Annotated in this window: 18 protein-coding genes; 14 read left to right on the top strand and 4 right to left on the bottom strand. The window is 64.7% G+C overall.

The window, feature by feature from the left end; translation table 11 throughout:
• The first annotated feature begins 83 nt into the window (after positions 1 to 83).
• From AC1VON_RS14245 to AC1VON_RS14255, 3 genes are read left to right on the top strand one after another with little or no spacing between them, the layout of a single operon-like run.
• Positions 84 to 2,270, top strand: a complete 2,187-nt coding sequence (locus AC1VON_RS14245) for a flotillin family protein (RefSeq protein WP_483123708.1) — start codon at positions 84 to 86, stop codon at positions 2,268 to 2,270.
• A 41-nt stretch (positions 2,271 to 2,311) separates the two neighbouring features.
• The gene (locus tag AC1VON_RS14250; RefSeq protein WP_483123710.1) at positions 2,312 to 2,749 is read left to right on the top strand and encodes an SRPBCC family protein; all 438 of its coding nucleotides are present in this window, start codon (positions 2,312 to 2,314) and stop codon (positions 2,747 to 2,749) included.
• Between the two features lie 9 nt (positions 2,750 to 2,758).
• On the top strand, positions 2,759 to 4,285 hold the full coding sequence (locus AC1VON_RS14255) for a zinc-binding dehydrogenase (RefSeq protein ID WP_483123712.1): 1,527 nt from the start codon (positions 2,759 to 2,761) through the stop codon (positions 4,283 to 4,285).
• Positions 4,286 to 4,291: 6 nt separating this feature from the next.
• Here AC1VON_RS14255 and AC1VON_RS14260 read toward each other — a convergent pair whose 3' ends face one another.
• Both AC1VON_RS14260 and AC1VON_RS14265 read right to left on the bottom strand, forming a co-directional pair.
• On the bottom strand, positions 4,292 to 5,575 hold the full coding sequence (locus AC1VON_RS14260) for a D-tagatose-bisphosphate aldolase, class II, non-catalytic subunit (protein WP_483123714.1): 1,284 nt from the start codon (positions 5,573 to 5,575) through the stop codon (positions 4,292 to 4,294).
• Positions 5,572 to 6,525, bottom strand: a complete 954-nt coding sequence (locus AC1VON_RS14265) for a sugar kinase (RefSeq protein ID WP_483123717.1) — start codon at positions 6,523 to 6,525, stop codon at positions 5,572 to 5,574. The genes AC1VON_RS14260 and AC1VON_RS14265 overlap by 4 nt, the downstream gene beginning before the upstream one ends.
• A 264-nt stretch (positions 6,526 to 6,789) precedes the next feature.
• Here AC1VON_RS14265 and AC1VON_RS14270 point away from each other — a divergent pair, with 264 nt between their 5' ends.
• On the top strand, positions 6,790 to 7,824 hold the full coding sequence (locus AC1VON_RS14270) for a LacI family DNA-binding transcriptional regulator (RefSeq protein WP_483123719.1): 1,035 nt from the start codon (positions 6,790 to 6,792) through the stop codon (positions 7,822 to 7,824).
• Here AC1VON_RS14270 and AC1VON_RS14275 read toward each other — a convergent pair.
• Together AC1VON_RS14275 and AC1VON_RS14280 are read right to left on the bottom strand one after the other, a co-directional pair.
• Positions 7,812 to 8,762, bottom strand: a complete 951-nt coding sequence (locus AC1VON_RS14275; protein ID WP_483123722.1) for an alpha/beta hydrolase — start codon at positions 8,760 to 8,762, stop codon at positions 7,812 to 7,814. The genes AC1VON_RS14270 and AC1VON_RS14275 overlap by 13 nt on opposite strands.
• Before the next feature lie 134 nt (positions 8,763 to 8,896).
• Positions 8,897 to 10,045 carry a Gfo/Idh/MocA family protein gene (locus tag AC1VON_RS14280; RefSeq protein ID WP_483123725.1) on the bottom strand — a complete coding sequence of 383 codons (1,149 nt, stop codon included), beginning with the start codon at positions 10,043 to 10,045 and terminating at the stop codon, positions 8,897 to 8,899.
• A gap of 178 nt (positions 10,046 to 10,223) precedes the next feature.
• Here AC1VON_RS14280 and AC1VON_RS14285 point away from each other — a divergent pair, with 178 nt between their 5' ends.
• Genes AC1VON_RS14285 through AC1VON_RS14330 form a run of 10 tightly spaced genes read left to right on the top strand, consistent with a single transcriptional unit; the run spans position 10,224 to position 19,750 of the window.
• Positions 10,224 to 11,570: an ABC transporter substrate-binding protein gene (locus tag AC1VON_RS14285; protein ID WP_140769269.1), complete on the top strand. Its 1,347-nt coding sequence runs from the start codon at positions 10,224 to 10,226 to the stop codon at positions 11,568 to 11,570.
• A gap of 2 nt (positions 11,571 to 11,572) precedes the next feature.
• Positions 11,573 to 12,505, top strand: a complete 933-nt coding sequence (locus AC1VON_RS14290) for a carbohydrate ABC transporter permease (protein WP_483123730.1) — start codon at positions 11,573 to 11,575, stop codon at positions 12,503 to 12,505.
• A complete protein-coding gene (locus AC1VON_RS14295; protein ID WP_483123731.1) occupies positions 12,502 to 13,338 on the top strand; it encodes a carbohydrate ABC transporter permease in 837 nt (278 codons plus the stop codon). The genes AC1VON_RS14290 and AC1VON_RS14295 overlap by 4 nt, the downstream gene beginning before the upstream one ends.
• Positions 13,339 to 13,343: 5 nt before the next feature.
• Positions 13,344 to 14,165, top strand: a complete 822-nt coding sequence (locus AC1VON_RS14300) for a sugar phosphate isomerase/epimerase family protein (RefSeq protein ID WP_483123734.1) — start codon at positions 13,344 to 13,346, stop codon at positions 14,163 to 14,165.
• A gap of 11 nt (positions 14,166 to 14,176) precedes the next feature.
• Positions 14,177 to 15,253: a Gfo/Idh/MocA family protein gene (locus AC1VON_RS14305; protein WP_172351546.1), complete on the top strand. Its 1,077-nt coding sequence runs from the start codon at positions 14,177 to 14,179 to the stop codon at positions 15,251 to 15,253.
• Positions 15,253 to 16,071 (top strand): sugar phosphate isomerase/epimerase family protein, encoded by an 819-nt coding sequence (locus AC1VON_RS14310; RefSeq protein ID WP_172351545.1) that lies wholly within the window; start codon positions 15,253 to 15,255, stop codon positions 16,069 to 16,071. Before AC1VON_RS14305 ends, AC1VON_RS14310 begins: the two co-directional genes overlap by 1 nt.
• Positions 16,071 to 16,904 carry an alpha/beta fold hydrolase gene (locus tag AC1VON_RS14315; RefSeq protein ID WP_172351544.1) on the top strand — a complete coding sequence of 278 codons (834 nt, stop codon included), beginning with the start codon at positions 16,071 to 16,073 and terminating at the stop codon, positions 16,902 to 16,904. The genes AC1VON_RS14310 and AC1VON_RS14315 overlap by 1 nt, the downstream gene beginning before the upstream one ends.
• Positions 16,901 to 17,623 carry a ribulose-phosphate 3-epimerase gene (locus AC1VON_RS14320; protein WP_172351543.1) on the top strand — a complete coding sequence of 241 codons (723 nt, stop codon included), beginning with the start codon at positions 16,901 to 16,903 and terminating at the stop codon, positions 17,621 to 17,623. The genes AC1VON_RS14315 and AC1VON_RS14320 overlap by 4 nt, the downstream gene beginning before the upstream one ends.
• Positions 17,620 to 18,642, top strand: a complete 1,023-nt coding sequence (locus tag AC1VON_RS14325; RefSeq protein ID WP_172351542.1) for an ROK family protein — start codon at positions 17,620 to 17,622, stop codon at positions 18,640 to 18,642. The genes AC1VON_RS14320 and AC1VON_RS14325 overlap by 4 nt, the downstream gene beginning before the upstream one ends.
• The gene (locus AC1VON_RS14330; protein ID WP_172351541.1) at positions 18,635 to 19,750 is read left to right on the top strand and encodes an ABC transporter ATP-binding protein; all 1,116 of its coding nucleotides are present in this window, start codon (positions 18,635 to 18,637) and stop codon (positions 19,748 to 19,750) included. The genes AC1VON_RS14325 and AC1VON_RS14330 overlap by 8 nt, the downstream gene beginning before the upstream one ends.
• Positions 19,751 to 19,767: the final 17 nt, after the last annotated feature.

Genomic DNA, 19,767 nt, shown 5'->3' on the forward strand with positions numbered 1-19,767 from the left:
GGACTTCGCCACCATGCGGGTGGATGTTTGAAAATATCGCCGGTCGCCCCGTGCCGACCGCATTGTCTTGGGGAGGATAGATCATGGACGCGCAGACCTTTGGCGCTTTCCTGTTGTGGCTGATCATTGCCGCGGTCGTCGTGGCGATCGCCGTCTACATCTTGCGCTGGCTCTATCGCCGCTCGACCAAGGAGACGGCGTTCGTGCGCACCGGCTTCATGGGTGAGAAGGTGGTGGTGAATGGTGGCGCCTTCGTCATCCCGGTTCTGCACGAGATCACTCCGGTCAACATGAACGTGCTGCGCATCGAGGTGCGCCGCGAGGATGCGCTGGCGCTGATCACCCGCAACCGCATGCGCGTCGACCTGATCGCCGAGTTCTTCGTGCGCGTTGGCGCCAGCCGCGAACTGGTGGCCGCTGCCGCACAGACGCTTGGCCGCCGCACGCTGCAGCCCGACAGCCTGCGCGAATTGCTGGAAGGCAAGTTCGCTGGCGCGCTGCGCACCGTCGCCGCCCAGATGACGCTGGAAGAGATGCATGAGTTGCGCGGCGACTATGCCGCCAAGGTGCGCAGGCTCGCCGAGGAATCGCTCGCGGCCAACGGGCTCGAGTTGGAGAGCGTCGCCATCGTCGACCTCGACCAGACCAGCCTCGAATATTTCGATCCCTCCAACGCCTTCGACGCCGAGGGTTTGACGCAACTGACGGAATCGATCGAGACCCGCCGCCGCATGCGCAACGAGATCGAACAGCGCACGCTGGTCGACATCCGCAACCAGAACCTCGACACACAGCGCAAGGTGCTGGAAATCGACCGCGACACCGAATATGCACGCCTCGAACAGGAGCGCGAGGTCGAGATCCGTCGCGCCGCGCAGCGGTCTGAATTGGCCATTGAGCGTGCGTTGCGTGACCAGGAATCCGAGCAGGCACAGCTCTCGTCGCGCGAGGCCGTCGAAAAATCGCGGCTCAACCAGGAGCGCAATATCACCGAGGAACGCATCAAGAGCGAGGAAGACACGCAGCGCCGCGAGATCGCGCGCCGCCGTTCGCTCGACGAGACCGAGATGAAGATGCGCGAATTGACCGAGCGCGAGCAGATCGCGCTCGAACTGTCGCTGGAGAAGGCCCGCATCGAGCGTGAGGGCGCGCAAAGCAAGCTCGAGATCGAACGCAAGAAGCTGCTCGAAGTCGCTGAACTGGAACGCCAGATCGCGCTCGCCGAAAAGGCGCTGGAAGTGACCCGGGCCGAGGCGGAAAAACGCCGCGCCGAGATCGTCGAGAACCAGGCCACCGAAACGGCGCGGATCGCGCAGGAACGGGTGGTGGACGAGGTCCGCATCGAACGCGAGCGTCACCTTGAAGCGCTGCAGATCGCCAAGCGCCAGGCGTTCGAGGAGGCTGAGATTTCGGCCAGTGAGGAGGTCGAGCGCGCCCGCATCACCACCGAGCGTGGCATCGAGGAAGCGCGGCTGATCAAGGATCGCGATATCCGCCAACTGGGCGTCGATCGCGACCAGAAGATCGAGATCGCGGAAATCCAGAAGGCGATCGACATCGCCAAGAAGACGCAGGAACGGTCCTCGGCGATCGCGGCTTCCGAAGCGGTGCGTGCCAAGGCCGTCCAGGCCGAGGAACAGGCTTTCACCGCCCGCGAGCGCGAGATCGCCGAGCGCCGCAAGCTGACCGACCTGATCGGGGCGCAGCGCGAGGCAGAGCGGGAAGCGCTGCGCATCACATCGGCCGCGGATGCCGAGATGAAGGCGGCGAAAAGCCTGGCGGAAGCGCAGAAGATCGCCGCAGTCGCTTCGGCGGAAGCGGAGAAGATCCACGCCCTTGCCGCGGCCCAGCGCTACGAGGTCGACGCATCAGGCCATCGCCAGCTCAACGAGGCCGAGAACCTGCTGTCGAGCGAAGCCCGCGCCGGGCGCCTGCGCGGCAAGCTGCTCGACCACATGGAAGGCATCATCCGCGAGAGCGTCAAGCCGATGGAGAAGATCGACGGCATCAAGATCCTGCATGTCGACGGCCTCAACGGTGGCACCGGTGGTAACCGCAACGTCACCGACGAGGTCATCGACTCGGCGTTGCGCTACCGGGTGCAGGCGCCGATGATCGACAATCTGATGAAGGAGATCGGCATCGAGGGCGGCTCGCTCGGACGGATGACCGATGTGCTGCGCGACGCCAAGGACATTTCCAGCCTGACCCGTGACAAGAAGGGCAAGGGAAAGGCCGCCAAGGACGACGATGACGACCGCGATCATTGACGGGATGATCGTGCAGTGGCAAATATCGGCGGCTATCTGAAATGACCAAGGTCTATGTCTCATCGGTCATTCCGGCTCCGGCCGCGGAAGTCTGGAAGCTCGTCCGCAACTTCAACGCATTGCCAAGCTGGGCGCCGTTCGTCGCCGAAAGCCGCATCGAGCAGAACGCGCAGGCCGACCAGATCGGCTGCATCAGGAGTTTCACGCTGAGGGACGGTGGCCGCATCCGCGAAAAGCTGCTGGCGCTGTCCGACTACGACCTGTCCTGCAGCTACGCGATCCTCGAAAGTCCGATGGCGGTGGAGAACTATGTCGCCACCCTGTCGCTGACGCCGATCACCGACGGCAATCTGACGCTCGCCGAGTGGCAGGCGGAGTTCGACTGCGCGGCCGATCGCGAGGCGACCTTGATGCATCAGATCGGCAATGGCGTCTTCCAGACCGCCCTGGGCGCGCTGAAACACCGGTTCGGGCGCTGACGCCGGCCGATGGTCAAGGTTTGCCAGAGCACGATCATCGAGGCATCAGTTGACGAGGTCTGGGCGATCCTGCGCGATTTCAACGGCCATGACCGCTGGCATCCTGCCATCGCCTTTAGCGAGATCGAGGGCGGCGAACCGGTCGATGCGGTTGGCGCCGTGCGCCACTTTCGGCTGAATGACGGCGGTGAATTGCGCGAGCAATTGCTGGCACTATCCGACAAGGACCGCCGGCTGAGCTACTGCCTGCTCGAAGCGCCGCTGCCTCTGATGGGCTATGTCGCCTCGATCAGGCTGAAGCCGGTGACCGACGGCAATGCCACCTTCTGGGAATGGCGCTCTGAATTCCAGCCGCCGGCGCATCGCCGCGACGAACTGGTCGGGCTGGTCACCGAAGGCATCTATCAGGCCGGCTTCGCGGCGGTGCGCAATCTTCTGAAGCGCCGGAGCGTCGGCTCTCCTGTCGAGACGAGATCGCCCCAGGCAATTGTTGCGCCGACTCCGCCCATCGACATGCCGCATGCGGTGCCAAGGATCGCGCTCGGCCAGACCGCAAAGACCCGTGCGATCGTCGTCGAGCGTTACGGTGGACCGGAGGAGTTGCGGCTCAGGGATATCGAACTGCCACCGCTGGCGTCGAACGAAGTGCGGATCCGTCACACGGTGATCGGCGTCAATTTCATCGACGTCTATTGCCGCACCGGGTTTTTCGACCTTTTGAAGCCGCCCGGCGTGCCCGGCATGGAAGCGGCCGGCATCATCGAGGCAGTCGGCCCGGCGGTGTCCGGCTTTTCGGCCGGCGACCGCGTCGCCTATGCCTGTCCGCCGGTCGGCGCCTACAGCGAGCGGCGCAACATGGCGCCTGAATTGCTGGTTCATCTTTCGGACGACATCACGGATGAGATCGCCGCCGCCGGCCTGCTCAAGGGCGTCAGCGCGAGCTTCCTGCTGCACGACGTTCATGCCGTGAAGCCGGGCGAAATCGTCCTCATCCATGCGGCAGCCGGCGGCATCGGTCAGCTGCTGGTGCAATGGGCGCGTCATCTCGGCGCGACGGTGATCGCGACCGTGTCGAGCGACGACAAGGCCCGCGTCGTCGAGCGTCTCGGCGCGGACCATGTCATCGTCTATTCCCGCGAGAATTTCGGCGATGCCGTCATGCGGTTGACAGGGGGCAGGGGAGCCGATGTCGCCTATGACGCGGTCGGCAACGACACCTTCGCTGGCTCGCTCGCCGCCCTTGCCGTGCGCGGCCACCTCGTCAGCTTCGGCCAGGCGTCTGGGCCGGTCGGCAATTGGGATATCGGCCGCTTCGCGTCGAAGTCGCTGACCATTTCGCGACCCAACTATGCCCATTTCACCGACACGCCGGAAAAACTTGCGCCGCACGTCGCCAGGTTCTTCCAAGCGCTTCGCCAGGGTGTGGTCAGGATCGAGGCGCCGACGCGCTACGATCTCGCCAATGCCGCCGATGCGCACCGCGATCTGGAATCGCGCCGCACCACGGGAGCGCTGGTCCTGATGCCCAAGCCGTAGCCGTGGTCAGCCGGTTGCGCTGGCGTAGATGTCGAGAACCTCGGTCACACTGGCGATCAGCAATTCTGCGGCCCTTGGCGCCACGGACCGGTTCGCCACCGCGCCATCGAGATGGACGAGATATTGGCTGATGAGGGGTAGGGGGATGTCGCGGTCGCCGAGCGCCTGCATGAGCGCATCCACAGCCTGCTGGGCTGCCGGTGCCGGCCAGTAATAGCGAATGCGGTCGCTGTAGGAGAAATGGCGTTCGATCCGTTGTTCAGTCTCGGAGCCGTGATAGTAATTCTTCCAATTGTCCGGCGCCGCCAGCATGACGCGCTCCATCGCCGTCGGCAGGTTTTCGCGCGCCTGGTCGGGAACCAGAACCTCGGCGATATGGCTCAAGCCGTAGAGCGCCTCGCGCAGCGCGAAGGTCAGCCACGGCCCGACCTTGAGGATGGCAAATCCGTCGTCGACCAGCGCGGTCAATGCCGAGACCGGCTGGTAGTCGGTCGAATGCGCCTCGAAGACGAATTGCGGCAGATCCCGCAACGTGCCGGCCAATACACGGGCGCGTTCCGGTTCATAGGTGAGCACCTCGGCATTGCCGAATTCGACGCCTGGCTGCACGACGAGACCGAGCGCCCGCGAAAAGGCCTGGTCGAGACCTCGCCGGCTGAAGGCATCGCGGTGGATGCGCACGGTTTGACGCGCGGCCTCCGGTGTCGTCACCGCCAGATGGTTCATTGCTTCCAGGGCGCCGCCCGGCACCGGCACTTCGGTGCCGATGACATAGACCGGCTTGGTGCCGCCCGTTCGTTCGGTCGCGGCCTCGGCCACTTCCGCCAGTTCGGCGGCGCGCGCTGCGATCGTCGCGTCGGGAGGTGCGGCACCTTCGCCGGCACAGCCCATGCTGGCGTCGAGGTGGATCTTGGTGAAGCCGGCCACGGCGTAGGCGTCGACCATGCGCGCGGCCCTCGCCATGGCCTCGGACGCCGGCAGGTGTTTCCACGGATTGGGGCCGAGATGATCGCCGCCGAGCACCAGCCTGTCGAGGGAAAAGCCGACCTTGCCGGCGATCGTCTCGACGAAGCGGCGAAAATCCGCTGGTGTCATGCCGGTATAGCCGCCCTCATGGTTCACCTGGTTGCAGGTGGCCTCGATCAGCACATCGGCGTCGCGCGCCTTGCCGTGGCGCAGCGCCGCTTCGATCACCAGCGGATGAGCCGAGCAGATCGAGGTGATGCCGCAGCGTTCGCCCGCTGCACGGCGCGCCGCTACGGCCGCCAGCCTGTCCGTAGCCCGGCTCATACTGGCGCTCCGGCCTTGGCGGTCGCAAGGAAGGCTTCGACGGCGGCAAGCGAGGCGATGCCCTCCATCGGCCCCTTCCTGGTCACCGCCAGCGCGCCGCAGCCATTGGCGATGCGCAGCGCCTTCTCGGGCGCTTCTGCGCGCAGCCAGAAGGAGACGAAGGCCGCGGCAAAACAGTCGCCGGCGCCGGTCGGGTCGATTTCGTTGACGACGAAGCCCGGCGCCGCGGTCCGTCCGGTCTTGTCGTAATGAACGGCGCCTTGCGCGCCTTTCTTGACGACCACGGTGGAGATACCGCGATCCAGCATTTCACGCGCCGCGCTCTCCTCGTCGGTCGCCTTGGCGAAGATGAACAGTTCCGGTCCGCTTGGCAGAAAGACATCGGTCTTCGACAGCACGAAATGCAGCGCGTCGCGCAGGCCCGGCAGATCGAGCATCTCCTTGCGGATGTTGGGGTCGAAGGAAACAGTGCCGCCACGCGCCCTGACCGTTTCGATCCCGTTGCGCGCCACTTCGATCACCTCGGGCGAGAACAGCGAGGTGCCCATGACGTGAAAATGGTCGGCGCTGGCCAGCAGCGCGCGCGCCTCGGCACCGATCTCGATCAGGCCGGCGGCACTGTGCTTGATGTTGTAGACGAAGTGCCGGCTGCCGTCGGTCTCATAGGTAACGAAGGCGGTACCAGTGGCGGCACCCCGGTGGACCTTGATGGCGGAGATGTCGGCCCCGTCGGCGCGCAGGCGCTCGATGTTCAAATGGCCGAAATCGTCATCGCCGACGGCCGCGATCAGACCCGCTGGCTGGCCGAGTCGCGCCGCCTGGTCGATGAAGATCGCCGGCGCGCCGGAGGGAAACGGGCCGACCAGAGAGCCGGGGGCAAGGAAACTCTGACCGATCCGCTCGGCCATGATCTCGACCAGGATCTCGCCGGCGCAAACCAGTTTCTTCATGTCCTCACCATTCCCAGATTGCCCTGCGGCCGGTTGCCGAGCGCCTTCTCCACGTCCGTACAGGTCCCAAAGCCTAGGTTGTCGTTTTCAGAGCGTCAATAAATAATTTGACGTGCGCAATGCTTTTGCATTGTAGTGGAAACGCGAAAATTTGACTGAACAAATTCGGTCAAGCAATGCTGCCTAACGGCAACGGTCACAGGACTGATTCTGGCCTGACCGGAAAGTTGTCGGCGGCGCGGGACAAAGGGGCTGGAAATATCGATGGCGGAGAAGACCCACCGCACGATGGATGATTTCGCCAGGGCGTCCGGCGTATCACGGCCGACCCTGTCGAAATATTTCGACGATCCAGCGAGCGTGAAGCCGGCGACCCGGGCGCGCATCGAGGCAGCACTGCGTTCATCGGATTATCAGCCGAATGTTTTCGCGCGCAATCTCAACCGCAAGCGCACCCGCAATGTCGGCATCGTCGTGCCGGCGCTCACCGATCCGTTCTATGCCGAAATGGTCAGCCGTATCGAACTGCGCTGCCGCGACGAGGGTTTTTGGCCGATCGTCATCTCCTCGCACGGTTCGCCGAAACTGGAGGCGGAATCGGTCAAAACACTGATGTCGCTGAAAGTCGCCGGCGCCATCGTCGCTCCACTGGGGTTGGTCTCCGAACCCGGCGTCTTCGAGCGGATGAGCGAGGATATTCCGATCGTCTATTTCGACACCTACATCGAGGGTGACACGCCTTTCGTCGGCAACGACAACCACCAGAGCACGTCGACCATCGTCGACTATCTCTGCCGGTCCGGCGAGCCGCCGGTTTATGTCGACATTCCGCACGTCAACCACAATTCGGGCGAACGCCTGCGGAGCTATATTGAAACGATGCAGGCCGCCGGCCTGGAACCCGTCGTCCTTAAGGCGGCGGGCGACTACAGCTGGGATTTCGAGCGCATCGGCCATGAATGGATGGAGAGGACGCTCGAGAAGGGCGGCCTGCCGGCCCGCACACTGTTGTGCGCGAACGACCGTCTCGCCTTCGGTGTCATGTCTGCCGCCTTTTCGCGCGGGCTGAAGATCGGCCGCCGGGCCGACTGCGATTTCCGTGTCGCCGCCCATGACGATCATCCACTCAGCCGCTACACCTGTCCGGCTCTGACCACCATGGCGCAGGATTTTGCCGCCATGGCCGGCCGCAGCGTCGAGATCCTGCTGGCCTTGCTGGACGAGGAGGATTCCCCTGGACAGGAGATGGCGCGCAACGTCAAGCTCGGCGCGACGCTGGTGATGCGTCAGTCGGCGTGAGCGCGCGTCTGCGGCTGCAGCCAGGCCGCCGCCTCGCTCACCGCTTGCCGCGACGCCAGAATGTGGCGCCCCATCGAGACGAAGCCGTGGATCTGACCCGGCCAGTGCCGCAGCACCAGCGGCACCCCTTCGACGCGCAGGCGTTCGGCATAAGCAGTCCCTTCGTCGGCAAGGATGTCGTGGCCGGCGATCGCGACAAACGCGGGTGCAGCGCCAGCCAAGCTTGATGCAAGCAGCGGCGAGACGCGCCAGTCCGTGATGTCGTCTGGCGTTCGCACATAATGGTCGCGAAACCAGGCCATGGTGGCGGCCGTGAGCCCGAACCCATCGCCGAAACGCCGGTAGCTGTCCGCCGTCTGGCGCGCATCGGTGTTGGGATAGATCAGGATCTGAGCGGCAAGCGGCGGCGCCAGCCCGTCCCGGGCGTGCAACGCCAGAACGGCGGCAAGGTTGCCGCCGGCGCTGTCACCAGCGACCGTGATGCGCGCCGAGTCGATGCCGAGCTCTCCGGCGTTTTCCGCCATGAAGCGAAGCGCTGCCGTGCAATCCTCGAGCCCGGCGGGAAACTTGTGCTCCGGCGCCAGCCGATAATCGGGGCAGACGATGACGGCGTTAGCCAGATTGGCCAGCCAGCGGCAGATCTCGTCATGCGAGCAGAGATTGCCGATGACCCAGCCACCACCATGCAGATAGAGTACGGCACGTGCCCGGGTTCGCGGTGCGCCGATGCCGCGATGGACGCGGATCGTGATCGGGCCATTCTGCCCGTCGATCTGCCGCTGCGAGGTTGCCGCGACCGGCTCGTGCTCGCCCTGCTGCGTCGCGAAGGACGCGCTGTAGGCGGCGCGCGCCGCCGCCACGCTGCCGTTCTCGAACGGCTCGCCGCCGGCCGCACGGCCGATTTCGAGGGCGCGCAAGGCATCAGGATCGAGCGTCATCGCCATCTCCATCATGGCCGTGCCTAGAGCATGATGCCGAAAAGTGTGAAGCGGTTTTCGGACGACATCATGCTCTATCTCTCTGATTCACAGTCGGATGATTTCGGGTCGATTCGACCTGAAATCATCCGACTCTATGCGAGCAGGCTGCTTGCCTCGTCCTCGGTCAGCAGCGCCGGCTGGACGACGTCACCGGCAACGGCGACCGAGCTTTTGGTTTCGCCTGAGCGCAGGATCGCCTCCATGATCTCAAGCACATGCAGCGCCAGATTGCCGGAGGCGCGGGGCGTCGCGCCTGTCTCTAGCGAGCGCACGAGATCGGCGACGCCGAGCATGCGGTAATTGGCGCGGTCAGGTGCCGCATAGGGCCAGTTGCGGGCGCCGTAGAGTTCGCTTTCACTGGCGAACTCCTTCCACTCCGCGCCGCGTTCGGACAGCGAGACGGTGCCGCCAAACGTGTCGGGATCGGGCAGGCGCAGCGAGCCTTCCGTGCCATGCAGTTCGATCGGATGATTGGAATGCTTGAAGACGTCCCATGAAGCACCGAAGGTAACAGTGGCGCCGGAGCGGAATTCAAGCAGCGACAAAACGTTGGTCGGCGTGCCGACCTTGAAGGTGGTGTTCTTGAACGGTCCTTCCGCGGTGATCAGGCGCTCCTCCTGGCCGCGCGTCGCCATCGCCATGACGCGCGCGACCGGGCCAAGCAGATTGACCAGCATGGTCAGATAATAGGGCCCCATGTCGAACACCGGGCCGCCGCCTGGCTGGTAGTAGAATTGCGGGTTGGGATGCCAGTGCTCCATGCCGCGCCCCATCATGAAGGCGGTGCCGGTGACCGGGCGGCCGATGGCGCCCTCGTCCATCAGGCGCCGCGCCCGACGGCCGGCGGCGCCAAGGAATGTATCGGGCGCCGACCCGAGCAGGACGCCCCGCTTGGCCGCTTCCGCCACCAGCCGCCGCCCGTCGCTGGCCGATGTCGCCAGCGGCTTTTCGGTGAAGACGTGTTTTCCGGCCGAAAGTGCGGAAAGCGAAATGTCGAAATGTGCGGCGGGAATGGTCAGGTTAAGCACAAGATCGATCTCGGGATCGGCCAGCAGCGCATCGACGCCAAGCGCCTCGATGCCATATTCCTTCGCCCGCAACGCCGCCATATCGGCGGAGATATCGGCGCATGCACGCAACTCGATTCCGCCAAAAAGGGCGGCATTGCGCAGGTAGGTCATCGAGATGTTACCGCATCCGATAACGCCGATTGCGAGCTTTGCCTTTGATTTTGCCTGCATTTTCGATCGGTCCTCCCAACATGGTCATGCTTTGCCGAATCCACTGCCCTGGCAATGGATCGCCTTCGAAAAACGCTATACAATATTTTAAATATTGACGCGCGTAAAATTTTTATAGAACATGCGGAAATGCTGGCGCGACATCGGGAGGCTGCCAGCCCTAGGAGGAGAAGAGAAAATGACAGACATGAAAAAACGGCCGACCGCCGCACCTAAGCCTGTGGGTCATGTGACGATCGCCGATCGTCGCCAGTTTCTCATCGGTTCCGCCGGCCTGCTCGGCGCGGCGGCATTCGGGGCGGGGACGTCCCTCGGCATTGGCCGCGCCCGTGCGCAGTCGCGCGCCGAAATCAGCTTCGCCAGCGCGGCCTTCTTCGGCAAGGAGACCTTCGGCGACCTGATCAAGGCCTTCAACGAATCGCAGGATCGCATCCTGGTCAAGAACATCGAGCTGCCGCCGCCGAGTTCTTCGACTGAAGTCTACCAGGGGCTGGTGCAGCAACTCGCCCGCCGCAACGGCACGCCCGATGTCTTTAGCCAGGACGTGATCTGGATCGCCGGCTTTGCCGCCGCCGGATGGGCGCTGCCATTGGACGAGTATTTCCCGGCCGACAAGCGCAGCGCCTACTTCACCGGAACCCTCAACGCCTGTACCTATGGCGGCAAGCTCACGGCCCTTCCCTGGTTCATGGATTCGGGCATGTTCTATTACCGCAAGGATGTGTTGGAAAAGCACGGCGGCAAGGTGCCGGAAAACTGGGCCGACATGGCCACCATCGCCGCTGCGGCGCAAAAGGCCGGCGATGTCGACTTCGGCTATCTCTGGCAGGGCAAGCAGGCCGAGGTCCTGGTCTGCGACGCCGTCGAGATCATCACCTCCAACAATGGCGCGATCCTGGCGCCCGACGGCAAGTCGTCGCTGATCAACCAGAAGGGTGCGGTCGAGGCGATCCAGTTCCTGCACGACACCATCGCAACCACCAAGATCAGCCCGCAGGACGTGCTGTCCTGGGACGAGGAGCCATCGCGCCAGCCCTTCACCTCGGGCAAGGCGATGTTCATGCGCAACTGGTCCTATGTCTACCCGATCGCGCAGGACGCCAAGGCTTCGCAGGTCGTCGACAAGGTTGGCGTGGCGCCGCTGCCATCGTTCCCCGGCGGCAAGAGCTCGGCCTGCCTTGGCGGTTACCAGCTTGGCGTCAATGCCAACTCCAAGCAGCGCGAGGCCGCGATCGAGCTGCTCACCTGGCTGTCGTCGACCGAGACCCAGCATCGCATCGCGCTGAACTTCGGCCTGGCGCCGACACGTCCGGCACTGTTCCAGGACGAGCAGATCAAGAAGGAACAGCCCTTCATGGCGAGCCTGGAGAAAGTGTTCACCGGTGCCACGGCGCGGCCGATCACGCCGCAATACGCCAAGGTGACGCTCGCCTTGCAGTCCGGCATCTCCAAGGCGCTGGTTTCCGGCAAGGTGCAGGCCGAGATGGACGCGCTCGCCGATCAGATCAACAAGATCGTCGCCTGACCATGACCGCGGCCGCCACGATTTCAGGCGCTGGCCGACCGCGGCGGCTTGGCAGGGCGCTCCCCGGCGCCTTCTGGGCCCTAGTCCTGCTGACGCCGGCCTTCGTGTCGCTGGCGTCAGTCTCTTTCTACCCGATCGTCAACGGGCTCTATCTTTCGCTCACCAACACCTCGCTGATCACGCAGGATCAGGATTTCATCGGCTTTTCCAACTATGTGCAGCTGTGGGGCGACCCGCAGTTCTGGAACGCCTGGTGGCACACGATGTGGTTCACTGCCGCCTCGACGGTGCTGGAGACGGTGATCGGGCTCGGCATGGCTCTGATCCTGTGCGAAGCCTTCAAGGGGCGAGGGCTTGTCCGCGCGGCCATGCTGGTGCCCTGGGCGATGCCTACCGTCGTCACCTCAAAGATGTTCGGCTGGCTGTTCGACGGCCAAAACGGCATCGTCAACTACATCCTCCTGCATGCCGGGCTGATCGACCAGAACATCAACTGGTACGGCTCGCCCGACACGGCGATGATCACCATCATCATCGCCGATGTCTGGAAGACGACGCCGTTCATGGCGCTGCTGCTTCTGACCGGTCTGCAGACGGTGCCCAATTCGCTGATCGAGGCGGCGCGCATGGACGGCGCAAAGGGCTGGATCACCTTCTGGCATATCCGCTTGCCGCTCCTGATGCCGACCTTGCTGATCGCCGGCCTGTTCCGCGCGCTCGATGCCTTCCGCGTCTTCGACCTTGTCTATGTCTTGACCGGCGGTGGCCCCGCCAATTCCACCGAAACGCTATCGACCCTATCCTACAAGGTACTCTTCTCGACGCTGCAGTTCGGCTACGGCTCGGCCGTGTCGACGGCGATGTTCATCACCGAGGGCATCATCGCGCTGGTCTTCGTCGTCTTCCTTGTCCGCCAGATCAGGAGGGCGCAATGAACGAGACGCGCTCACCGCTGCAGAGCTTCGCCATCTATGTCGGCGCCTTGCTGATCCTCATCTGGTCGGGCGGCCCTTTCCTCTGGCAGTTCTCGACCTCCTTCCAGCTCGACAAGATGCTGACCTCGGGATCGCCGTCGTTGATCCCGCATCCCTTCACATTGGAGCATTATTACAACGCCTTCTTCGAGAAGCAGCTTCACCGCTATGTCTGGAACTCGCTGGTGGTCTCGCTGGCAACGACTTTTCTGTGCCTGTTTGTCGGCTCGCTGGCCGCCTTCGCGCTGTCGCGGCTCAACATCAAGGGCCGCTTCGGTGTCCTCATGGTCATCCTGTCGGTGTCGATGTTCCCGCAGATCGCGCTGGTCGGCCCGCTCTACCTCGTCGCCACCAATCTCGGCCTCCTCGATACCTACACGGCGCTGATCATCACCTACCTGGCGCTCGGCCTGCCGCTCGTCACCTGGGTGCTGTTCGGCTATTTCGAGACGCTGCCGCGCGAGATCGACGAGGCGGCGCGCATGGACGGCGTCAGCGTACCTGGCCTGCTCTGGCGCATCATCCTGCCGATGTCGCTGCCGAGCCTGGTGACGACAGGCTTGCTTGCCTTCATCACCGCGTGGAACGAATTCCTCTTCGCGCTCGCCTTCACCTCCAACATCGACCGGCAGACGATCCCGGTCGGCATCGCCAACTTCACCAACCTCTATTATGTCCCCTGGGGCGACATCGCCGCGGCCTCCGCCGTGGTGACCGTGCCATTGATCCTTCTGGTGCTGTTCTTCCAGCGCCACATCATCGAGGGATTGACCCAGGGCGGCGTCAAGGAATGAACGACATGACACAGACGAAGCTCAAGGTCGGCTGCCAGACCTTCACCTGGGAAATGCTTGGAAAAGCCTGGACCGGCGGCCCCGACGATCTGTTGAAGGCGATCGCCGATGGCGGCTATGCCGGTATCGAGATCACCGACACCATGATCGGCCGCTACGCTGGCCGGCCGTCGGAGTTCGCCGCCGCGCTGAAATCGTCCGGCCTGACGCTCGTCTCCTTTGCCTTCGGTTCAAAGAGCGGTTTCACGCTCAAGGAGGAGATCGGCGCCGACCTCGAGGCGGCGCAGCGCTGGATCGATTTCGCTTCCGCCTTTCCCGGCGCGCTGGTGTCGATGGGGTCGGCAACCGTGGTGTCCGAAGGGCCGCGCGACGACAAGTTCGCCATCGCCGCCGAGGTTTACAACAAGGCCGGCGAGCTTGGCCGCAAGGCCAGTGTCCAAGTCGCGGTGCATCCGAGTTCGCACCACAACACGCTGCTGTTCGATCGCACCGATTACGACAAGATCTTTGCCTTGCTCGACCCCGAGCTGGTCGGCTGGGTGCCGGACACCGGCCACATATTGCGCGGCCACAAGGACATGGCCGACACGCTGAGCACCTATCGCGACCGCATCCGCTATATCCATTTGAAGGACGTCGACGCCAACGGTACCTGGGCGATGCTGGGCGAAGGCGTCTGCGACACCCAGGCGGTCATCGAGATCGCGAACACCGCGCCGCGTTTCAACGGCTGGCTGGTGCTGGAAGAGGAATCCGAAACGGCCGCCGCCGATCCCGCCGGCGCGGTCAAGACCAACCGCCAGACAATGCGCGGCTACGGCGCCTGAAGAACGAGACGATGATCAAGAAACAAGACAGACGCCTCAGGGTCGGTGTGCTCGGCTGCGGCCCCATCGCGCAGTTCGCGCATCTGCAGTCCTGCGCGAAGGCCGGAAATGCCGACCTCTACGCCATCTGCGACGCGGCGCCCGACCTGCTCGCCCGCATGGGCGCCACCTACGAGCCGCGGAAGATGTATGCCGACTATGACGCGATGCTCGGAGATCCCGAGCTGGAGGCGGTGATCGTGGCGACGTCTGACGCCTATCACGTGCCGATGTCCATCAAGGCGCTCGATGCCGGCAAGCATGTTCTCTGCGAAAAGCCGATCGGCACCTCCGTCGAGGAAGGCGAGGCTCTCGCGGCAGCGGTGAAACGCTCCGGCAAGGTGCTGCAGGTCGGTCACATGAAGCGCTTCGACCCGGCGCTGGAGGCGGCCCGCGACTTCGTCCGCGACGAGATGGGCGAGGTGCTGGCGCTGAAGGCCTGGTATTGCGATTCCACCCATCGCTACACCAACACCGATGCCATTCAGCCGCTGCCCGTCACCAGCAAGCTGGCGAAGAAACCTTCGGGCAATCCAAAGGCCGATTTGCGGCAGTACTTCATGCTGGCGCACGGCTCGCATCTCGTCGATACCGCGCGCTTCCTGTGCGGAGAGATCACCGCCGTGCGCGCCCGCCTCAACGAACGATTCGGCGCCTATTGCTGGTTCGTCGAGACGGAATTCGCCAGCGGCGCGCTCGGCCATCTCGATCTTACAGTGGCCGTACGCATGGACTGGCACGAAGGGTTTCAGCTTTATGGCGAGAACGGCTCGGTCATCGCCAAGACATTCAACCCCTGGTACTTCCGCGCCAGCGAGGTCGACATCTTCCATGAGAAGGACGCGACCTCGCGCAAACCGCTCGGCGCCGACGGCCATTTCTTCCGCCGCCAGTTGGAAGGTCTTGCCGATACCGTACTGAACGGCGCGCCGATGCGCGGCGCCAATGTCGAGGACGGCATCGCCTCGATCCGCGCCATGGTGGCGATTGCCCGCTCGGTTGTATCCGGCGAGCGGGTCGAGCTCGCGTCGGTTTCGGGTTCGGTCTGATGCGCCTCGGCATCTTCGCCAAGACTTTTGCGGGCAGCGACCCGGCCGCTGTGCTGGCTGCGGTGAAGCAGGCCGGATACGAGACGACGCAGTTCAACCTCGCCTGCGCCGGCCTGCCGTCGATGCCGGATGCGGTACCAGCGAATGCCATCGCTTCCATCCGCGCTGCCGCGCAATTATCGGGCGTTTCGCTCGTCGCGCTGTCGGGCACCTACAATATGGCGCATCCCGACAAGGCGGTGCGCGACGACGGCCTGCGGCGCCTTGCCGTCGTCATCGAGACGGCGGCTGCCCTGGATATCCCACTGGTCACGCTCTGCACCGGCTCGCGCAATGGCGCCGATCAATGGGCTTATCATCCCGACAATGCCACACCGTCCGCCTGGTCCGACATGGCTGCCGAGATGGCGAAAGCGCTGGCGTTGGCGGAAGAAGCCGGCGTCGATCTCGGCATCGAGCCCGAGCAGGCCAATATTGTCACCTCCGCTACGGATGCGACGCGCCTGATCGCCGACATGGGCTCCAGGCATCTCAAGATCGTGCTCGATCCGGCGAACCTGTTCGAGCACGCGACGCCGGACGAAGCGCGTGCGATCGTTGCGGACGCGATCGAGGAGGCCGCCGGCAACATCGCCATGGCGCATGCCAAGGATCGGCATGGTGACGGCTGCTTCGCCACGGCGGGGCAAGGCATCGTCGACTTTCCTGATTTCGTCGCGCGGTTGAAAGCGGTGGGCTTCGATCGGGCGCTCATCACCCACGGCCTGTCCGCTGATGAGGCGCCTGATGTCGCCGCCTTCCTGCGGGGGCTGCTCTGATGAGCGCCGCGCCGACGGTCATGCGTCGCGACGATGCCGCCCTTCATGTCTTCGACACGGGGCAGGGCAGGCTTCCCGTCGTCTTCCAGCATGGTCTTGGTGGCGATGAAGTGCAGGTGGCGCAGAATTTTCCCGATAGCGTGTTGCGCCGCCGGCTCACCGTCGAATGCCGCGCGCAGGGCGCTTCTGGCGCCGGCAGCAAGCGTCCATTCTCGATCGCGATGTTCGCCGATGACGTGTTGGCCGCCGCCGATGCGGCCGGGCTCGACCGCTTCATCGCCGGTGGCATCTCGATGGGGGCGGCGATCGCGTTGCGGCTTGCCGCCTACCACCAGGACCGCGTGCTTGGGCTGGTGCTGGTGCGTCCCGCCTGGGCCTTCGCCGCGGCGCCGCAAAACATGCGCCCTTACACGGAAGTGGCGGAACTCATCCGCCGGCTTCCACTGGCTGAGGCCCGAGACGCCTTCGCGTCCTCCGCGACATCAGCCCATTTTCGCACGGAGGCGCCGGACAATCTCGCCTCGCTGCTCGGCTTCTTCCAGCGCGAAAACGCTGATGTCTTTGCCGAGGTCATGCAGGCGATCGCCAATGACGGGCCCGGCGTGACGCGGGCGCAAGCCGCCAGCCTCGCAATACCCACGCTCATCATCGGCAGCGGCATCGACCTCGTCCATCCCTTGGCCACCGCCCGTGAGCTCGCCCAGACCATCCCCAATGCGGTCTTCGCCGAGGTCACGCCAAAGGCCTCCGACAAAGATCGCCATTTCGCCGAAATCCGCGCCGCCATCGGCGGCTTTCTCGACAGACATTTCAACAACCAGGACCAATCATGACTTCAAAGCCCCTGTCAGGCCCGGCCGCCATCGCCGCATTGCCGCGCGATCGCTTGATCGCCGAATTCTCGCTCTGGTCGGCCAACCTCGCCAATTTCGAGAGCGACTTGAAGCGCATCGAGCCCTATGTCGATCTGCATCACATCGATGTGGCGGACGGCCACTTCGCCCCGTCCTTCCTGTTCTTCCCCGATCTCGTCGCCCGCATCGCCGGCCTGACGGCCAAACCCATCCACGTCCATCTGATGGTCGATGCGGCAATCGTCGAAGCCCAGACGCGCCAGTTCATCGAGGCCGGCGCCGACATGATCAGCGTCCATGCCGAAAACGGCGAAGCGGGATTGCGGGCCGTTCGACTGGCCCGTGAGCTCGGCGCCGAAGCCGGCGTCGTGCTGAGGCTGGAGACGGCGGTCGAGGCGGTAAAGCCTTTCGTCTCGGAGGTCGCCTTCGTCACGCTGCTGGGCACCGCGATCGGTGTCAAGGGCCAGGGCCTGTCGGAGACAGCCTGCGACAGGCTGGGTGCTGCCCGCGCCATCCTGCGAGAGGCTGGTCGCGAGGCTGCCGTCGTTCTCGCCGCCGATGGCGGCATCCGCCACGAGACCGTGCCGCAGCTGCGTGCCGCCGGCGCCGAGACCGTGGTGCTCGGTTCGCTCGCCTTTGGCGACAAGGATCTGGCCGGCCGCATCGGCTGGCTGCATGGGCTGAAGGTCGCGGCATGAGCACTGAAGCCGCCCTTGCGATCGATCTTGGCGGCACCGAGCTTCGGGCCGCCCTGGTCGACCGTGACGGCAAGATCCTGGCCTTTGCCGCCGTGCCGACGCAGGCGCAGGCCGGACCCGATGTGGTGATCGGCCAGATCGAGGCACTGGCAGCGACGGTTCACGCCGAAGCGCCGGGGCTCGCCATTGTCGGCGTCGGCGTCGGCGCGCCTGGACCGCTCGATCCGCTGGCCGGCATTGCCGTTGGGCCGCCAACGCTTGCCGGCTGGCAGGATGTGCCGCTGGCCGATATCCTTGAACGCCGGCTCGGCCTGCCGGTGCGGCTGGAGAACGACGCCAACGCGGCGGCCCTTGGCGAATGGCGCTTCGGTGCCGGCCATGGCGCCCGCTCGCTCGTCTTCGTCACGGTCTCGACCGGCATTGGCGGCGGCGTCGTTGCCGACGGACGAATCCTCCATGGCCGCCGAGGGCTGGCCGCCGAGATCGGCCATATGACCATCACCAATGAGGGCGAGCGCTGCGTCTGCGGCGTCGTCGGCTGCTTCGAGGCCATCGCCTCGGGCACGGCACTTGGCCGCCGCGCCAACGCCGCGACATCAGCCTTTGACGGCTCGACGCTGCGCCGCCTCTCGGCCAACGGCGAGGTCACGGGCCGCCACGTGGTCGAGGCCGCGCGGCTGCAGGACGATCTCGCCTTGGCCCTGCTCGAGGAGGAGGCGCGCTGGCTGGGCGTCGGCTTCACCAATCTCTTGCATCTCTACTCGCCCGACGTGCTGGTCGTCGGCGGCGGCATCGCCAATGGCCTCGACCTGATGCATCCGGTCATCGAGGCGACCATCCGGCAGCGCGCCATGCGCGCCTATCGCGACGTGCCGGTCGTCCAGGCGCAGCTTGGCCGCCATGCCGGGCTGGTCGGCGCCGCCAGCCTTGTGCTGTTTGATGATTTGGGTGCGTTGGCGGCCCGCATGCCTGTCGGTCCAAGCACCTACCCGGACAAGAGGAGGGACTTCAATGGCTGAGCTCAAGCTGCGGGGCGTGCGCAAGTCCTACGGCAATGCCGAGGTCATCAAGGGCGTCGACCTCGACGTCGGCGACCGCGAATTCGTCGTCTTCGTCGGCCCGTCCGGCTGCGGGAAGTCGACGCTGCTGCGCATGATCGCGGGCCTGGAGAAGATCACCGCGGGCGAGCTTATGCTCGATGGCGCGCGCATCAACGAGGTCGATCCGTCCGAGCGCGGCCTTGCCATGGTGTTCCAGTCCTACGCGCTCTATCCGCATATGACGGTGGCGGAGAACATGGGCTTCGCGCTGAAGATCGCCGGCCTGCCGGTGGCCGAGCGAGACGCCAAGGTCAAGGCCGCGGCCGACGTGCTGCAGCTGTCGCATCTGCTCGACCGGCGGCCCAAGGAATTGTCCGGCGGCCAGCGCCAGCGCGTCGCCATCGGTCGCGCCATCGTGCGCCAGCCGAAAGTCTTCCTGTTCGACGAGCCGCTGTCGAACCTTGATGCGGCACTGCGCGTCAACATGCGGCTGGAACTGATGCAACTGCACGAGCGGCTCGCAGCCACCATCGTCTATGTCACCCACGACCAGACAGAGGCGATGACCATGGCCGACAAGATCGTCGTCCTCAACGGCGGCACGATCGAGCAAGTCGGCTCTCCGCTCGATCTCTATAATCGCCCGGCCAATGTCTTCGTCGCCGGCTTCATCGGCTCACCGAAGATGAACATGCTGCCGGTGCGGGTCATGTCGGCGGATGGGAATGGCGTTGCGGTTGCCCTGCCGGGCGGGCCCCGCCTGGTCGTTCCGGTCGAGGCCGGAAAGCTTGGTCCGGACAGCGAAGTGTTGCTTGGCATCCGGCCGGAGCATATCCGCATCGTCGATGCCGGCCAGTTCAAGGGCGAGACGGTGCTGGCCGAACGGCTCGGCGGCCTGACCATCCTGCATGCCGATATCGGCGAGACGGCCAGGCTTGTCGTGCAGACCGAAGGCACCGACACCACCCCGCTGCACCGCGCAATCGCGATGCAGGTCGATCCGTCCCATTGTCATCTGTTCGCCGCCGACGGCAAGGCGCTGGCGCCACTGGCAGAACGCACGCCGCCTGACGTCTTCGAGGCATGAAAATGGCCGGAGGCATT

The sequence above is a fragment of the Mesorhizobium sp. HAY1-8B genome (genome assembly GCF_056868045.1).

Excerpts from the sequence above, each read along its gene's own strand:
- AC1VON_RS14255 (WP_483123712.1), top strand. The coding sequence starts at position 2,759 with ATGGTCAAGGTTTGCCAGAGCACGATCATCGAGGCATCAGTTGACGAG.
- AC1VON_RS14300 (WP_483123734.1), top strand. The coding sequence starts at position 13,344 with ATGACACAGACGAAGCTCAAGGTCGGCTGCCAGACCTTCACCTGGGAA.
- AC1VON_RS14305 (WP_172351546.1), top strand. The coding sequence starts at position 14,177 with ATGATCAAGAAACAAGACAGACGCCTCAGGGTCGGTGTGCTCGGCTGC.
- AC1VON_RS14285 (WP_140769269.1), top strand. The coding sequence starts at position 10,224 with ATGACAGACATGAAAAAACGGCCGACCGCCGCACCTAAGCCTGTGGGT.
- AC1VON_RS14260 (WP_483123714.1), bottom strand. The coding sequence starts at position 5,575 with ATGAGCCGGGCTACGGACAGGCTGGCGGCCGTAGCGGCGCGCCGTGCA.
- AC1VON_RS14330 (WP_172351541.1), top strand. The coding sequence starts at position 18,635 with ATGGCTGAGCTCAAGCTGCGGGGCGTGCGCAAGTCCTACGGCAATGCC.
- AC1VON_RS14245 (WP_483123708.1), top strand. The coding sequence starts at position 84 with ATGGACGCGCAGACCTTTGGCGCTTTCCTGTTGTGGCTGATCATTGCC.
- AC1VON_RS14280 (WP_483123725.1), bottom strand. The coding sequence starts at position 10,045 with ATGCAGGCAAAATCAAAGGCAAAGCTCGCAATCGGCGTTATCGGATGC.
- AC1VON_RS14295 (WP_483123731.1), top strand. The coding sequence starts at position 12,502 with ATGAACGAGACGCGCTCACCGCTGCAGAGCTTCGCCATCTATGTCGGC.
- AC1VON_RS14315 (WP_172351544.1), top strand. The coding sequence starts at position 16,071 with ATGAGCGCCGCGCCGACGGTCATGCGTCGCGACGATGCCGCCCTTCAT.
- AC1VON_RS14275 (WP_483123722.1), bottom strand. The coding sequence starts at position 8,762 with ATGACGCTCGATCCTGATGCCTTGCGCGCCCTCGAAATCGGCCGTGCG.
- AC1VON_RS14325 (WP_172351542.1), top strand. The coding sequence starts at position 17,620 with ATGAGCACTGAAGCCGCCCTTGCGATCGATCTTGGCGGCACCGAGCTT.
- AC1VON_RS14310 (WP_172351545.1), top strand. The coding sequence starts at position 15,253 with ATGCGCCTCGGCATCTTCGCCAAGACTTTTGCGGGCAGCGACCCGGCC.
- AC1VON_RS14290 (WP_483123730.1), top strand. The coding sequence starts at position 11,573 with ATGACCGCGGCCGCCACGATTTCAGGCGCTGGCCGACCGCGGCGGCTT.
- AC1VON_RS14265 (WP_483123717.1), bottom strand. The coding sequence starts at position 6,525 with ATGAAGAAACTGGTTTGCGCCGGCGAGATCCTGGTCGAGATCATGGCC.
- AC1VON_RS14250 (WP_483123710.1), top strand. The coding sequence starts at position 2,312 with ATGACCAAGGTCTATGTCTCATCGGTCATTCCGGCTCCGGCCGCGGAA.
- AC1VON_RS14320 (WP_172351543.1), top strand. The coding sequence starts at position 16,901 with ATGACTTCAAAGCCCCTGTCAGGCCCGGCCGCCATCGCCGCATTGCCG.
- AC1VON_RS14270 (WP_483123719.1), top strand. The coding sequence starts at position 6,790 with ATGGCGGAGAAGACCCACCGCACGATGGATGATTTCGCCAGGGCGTCC.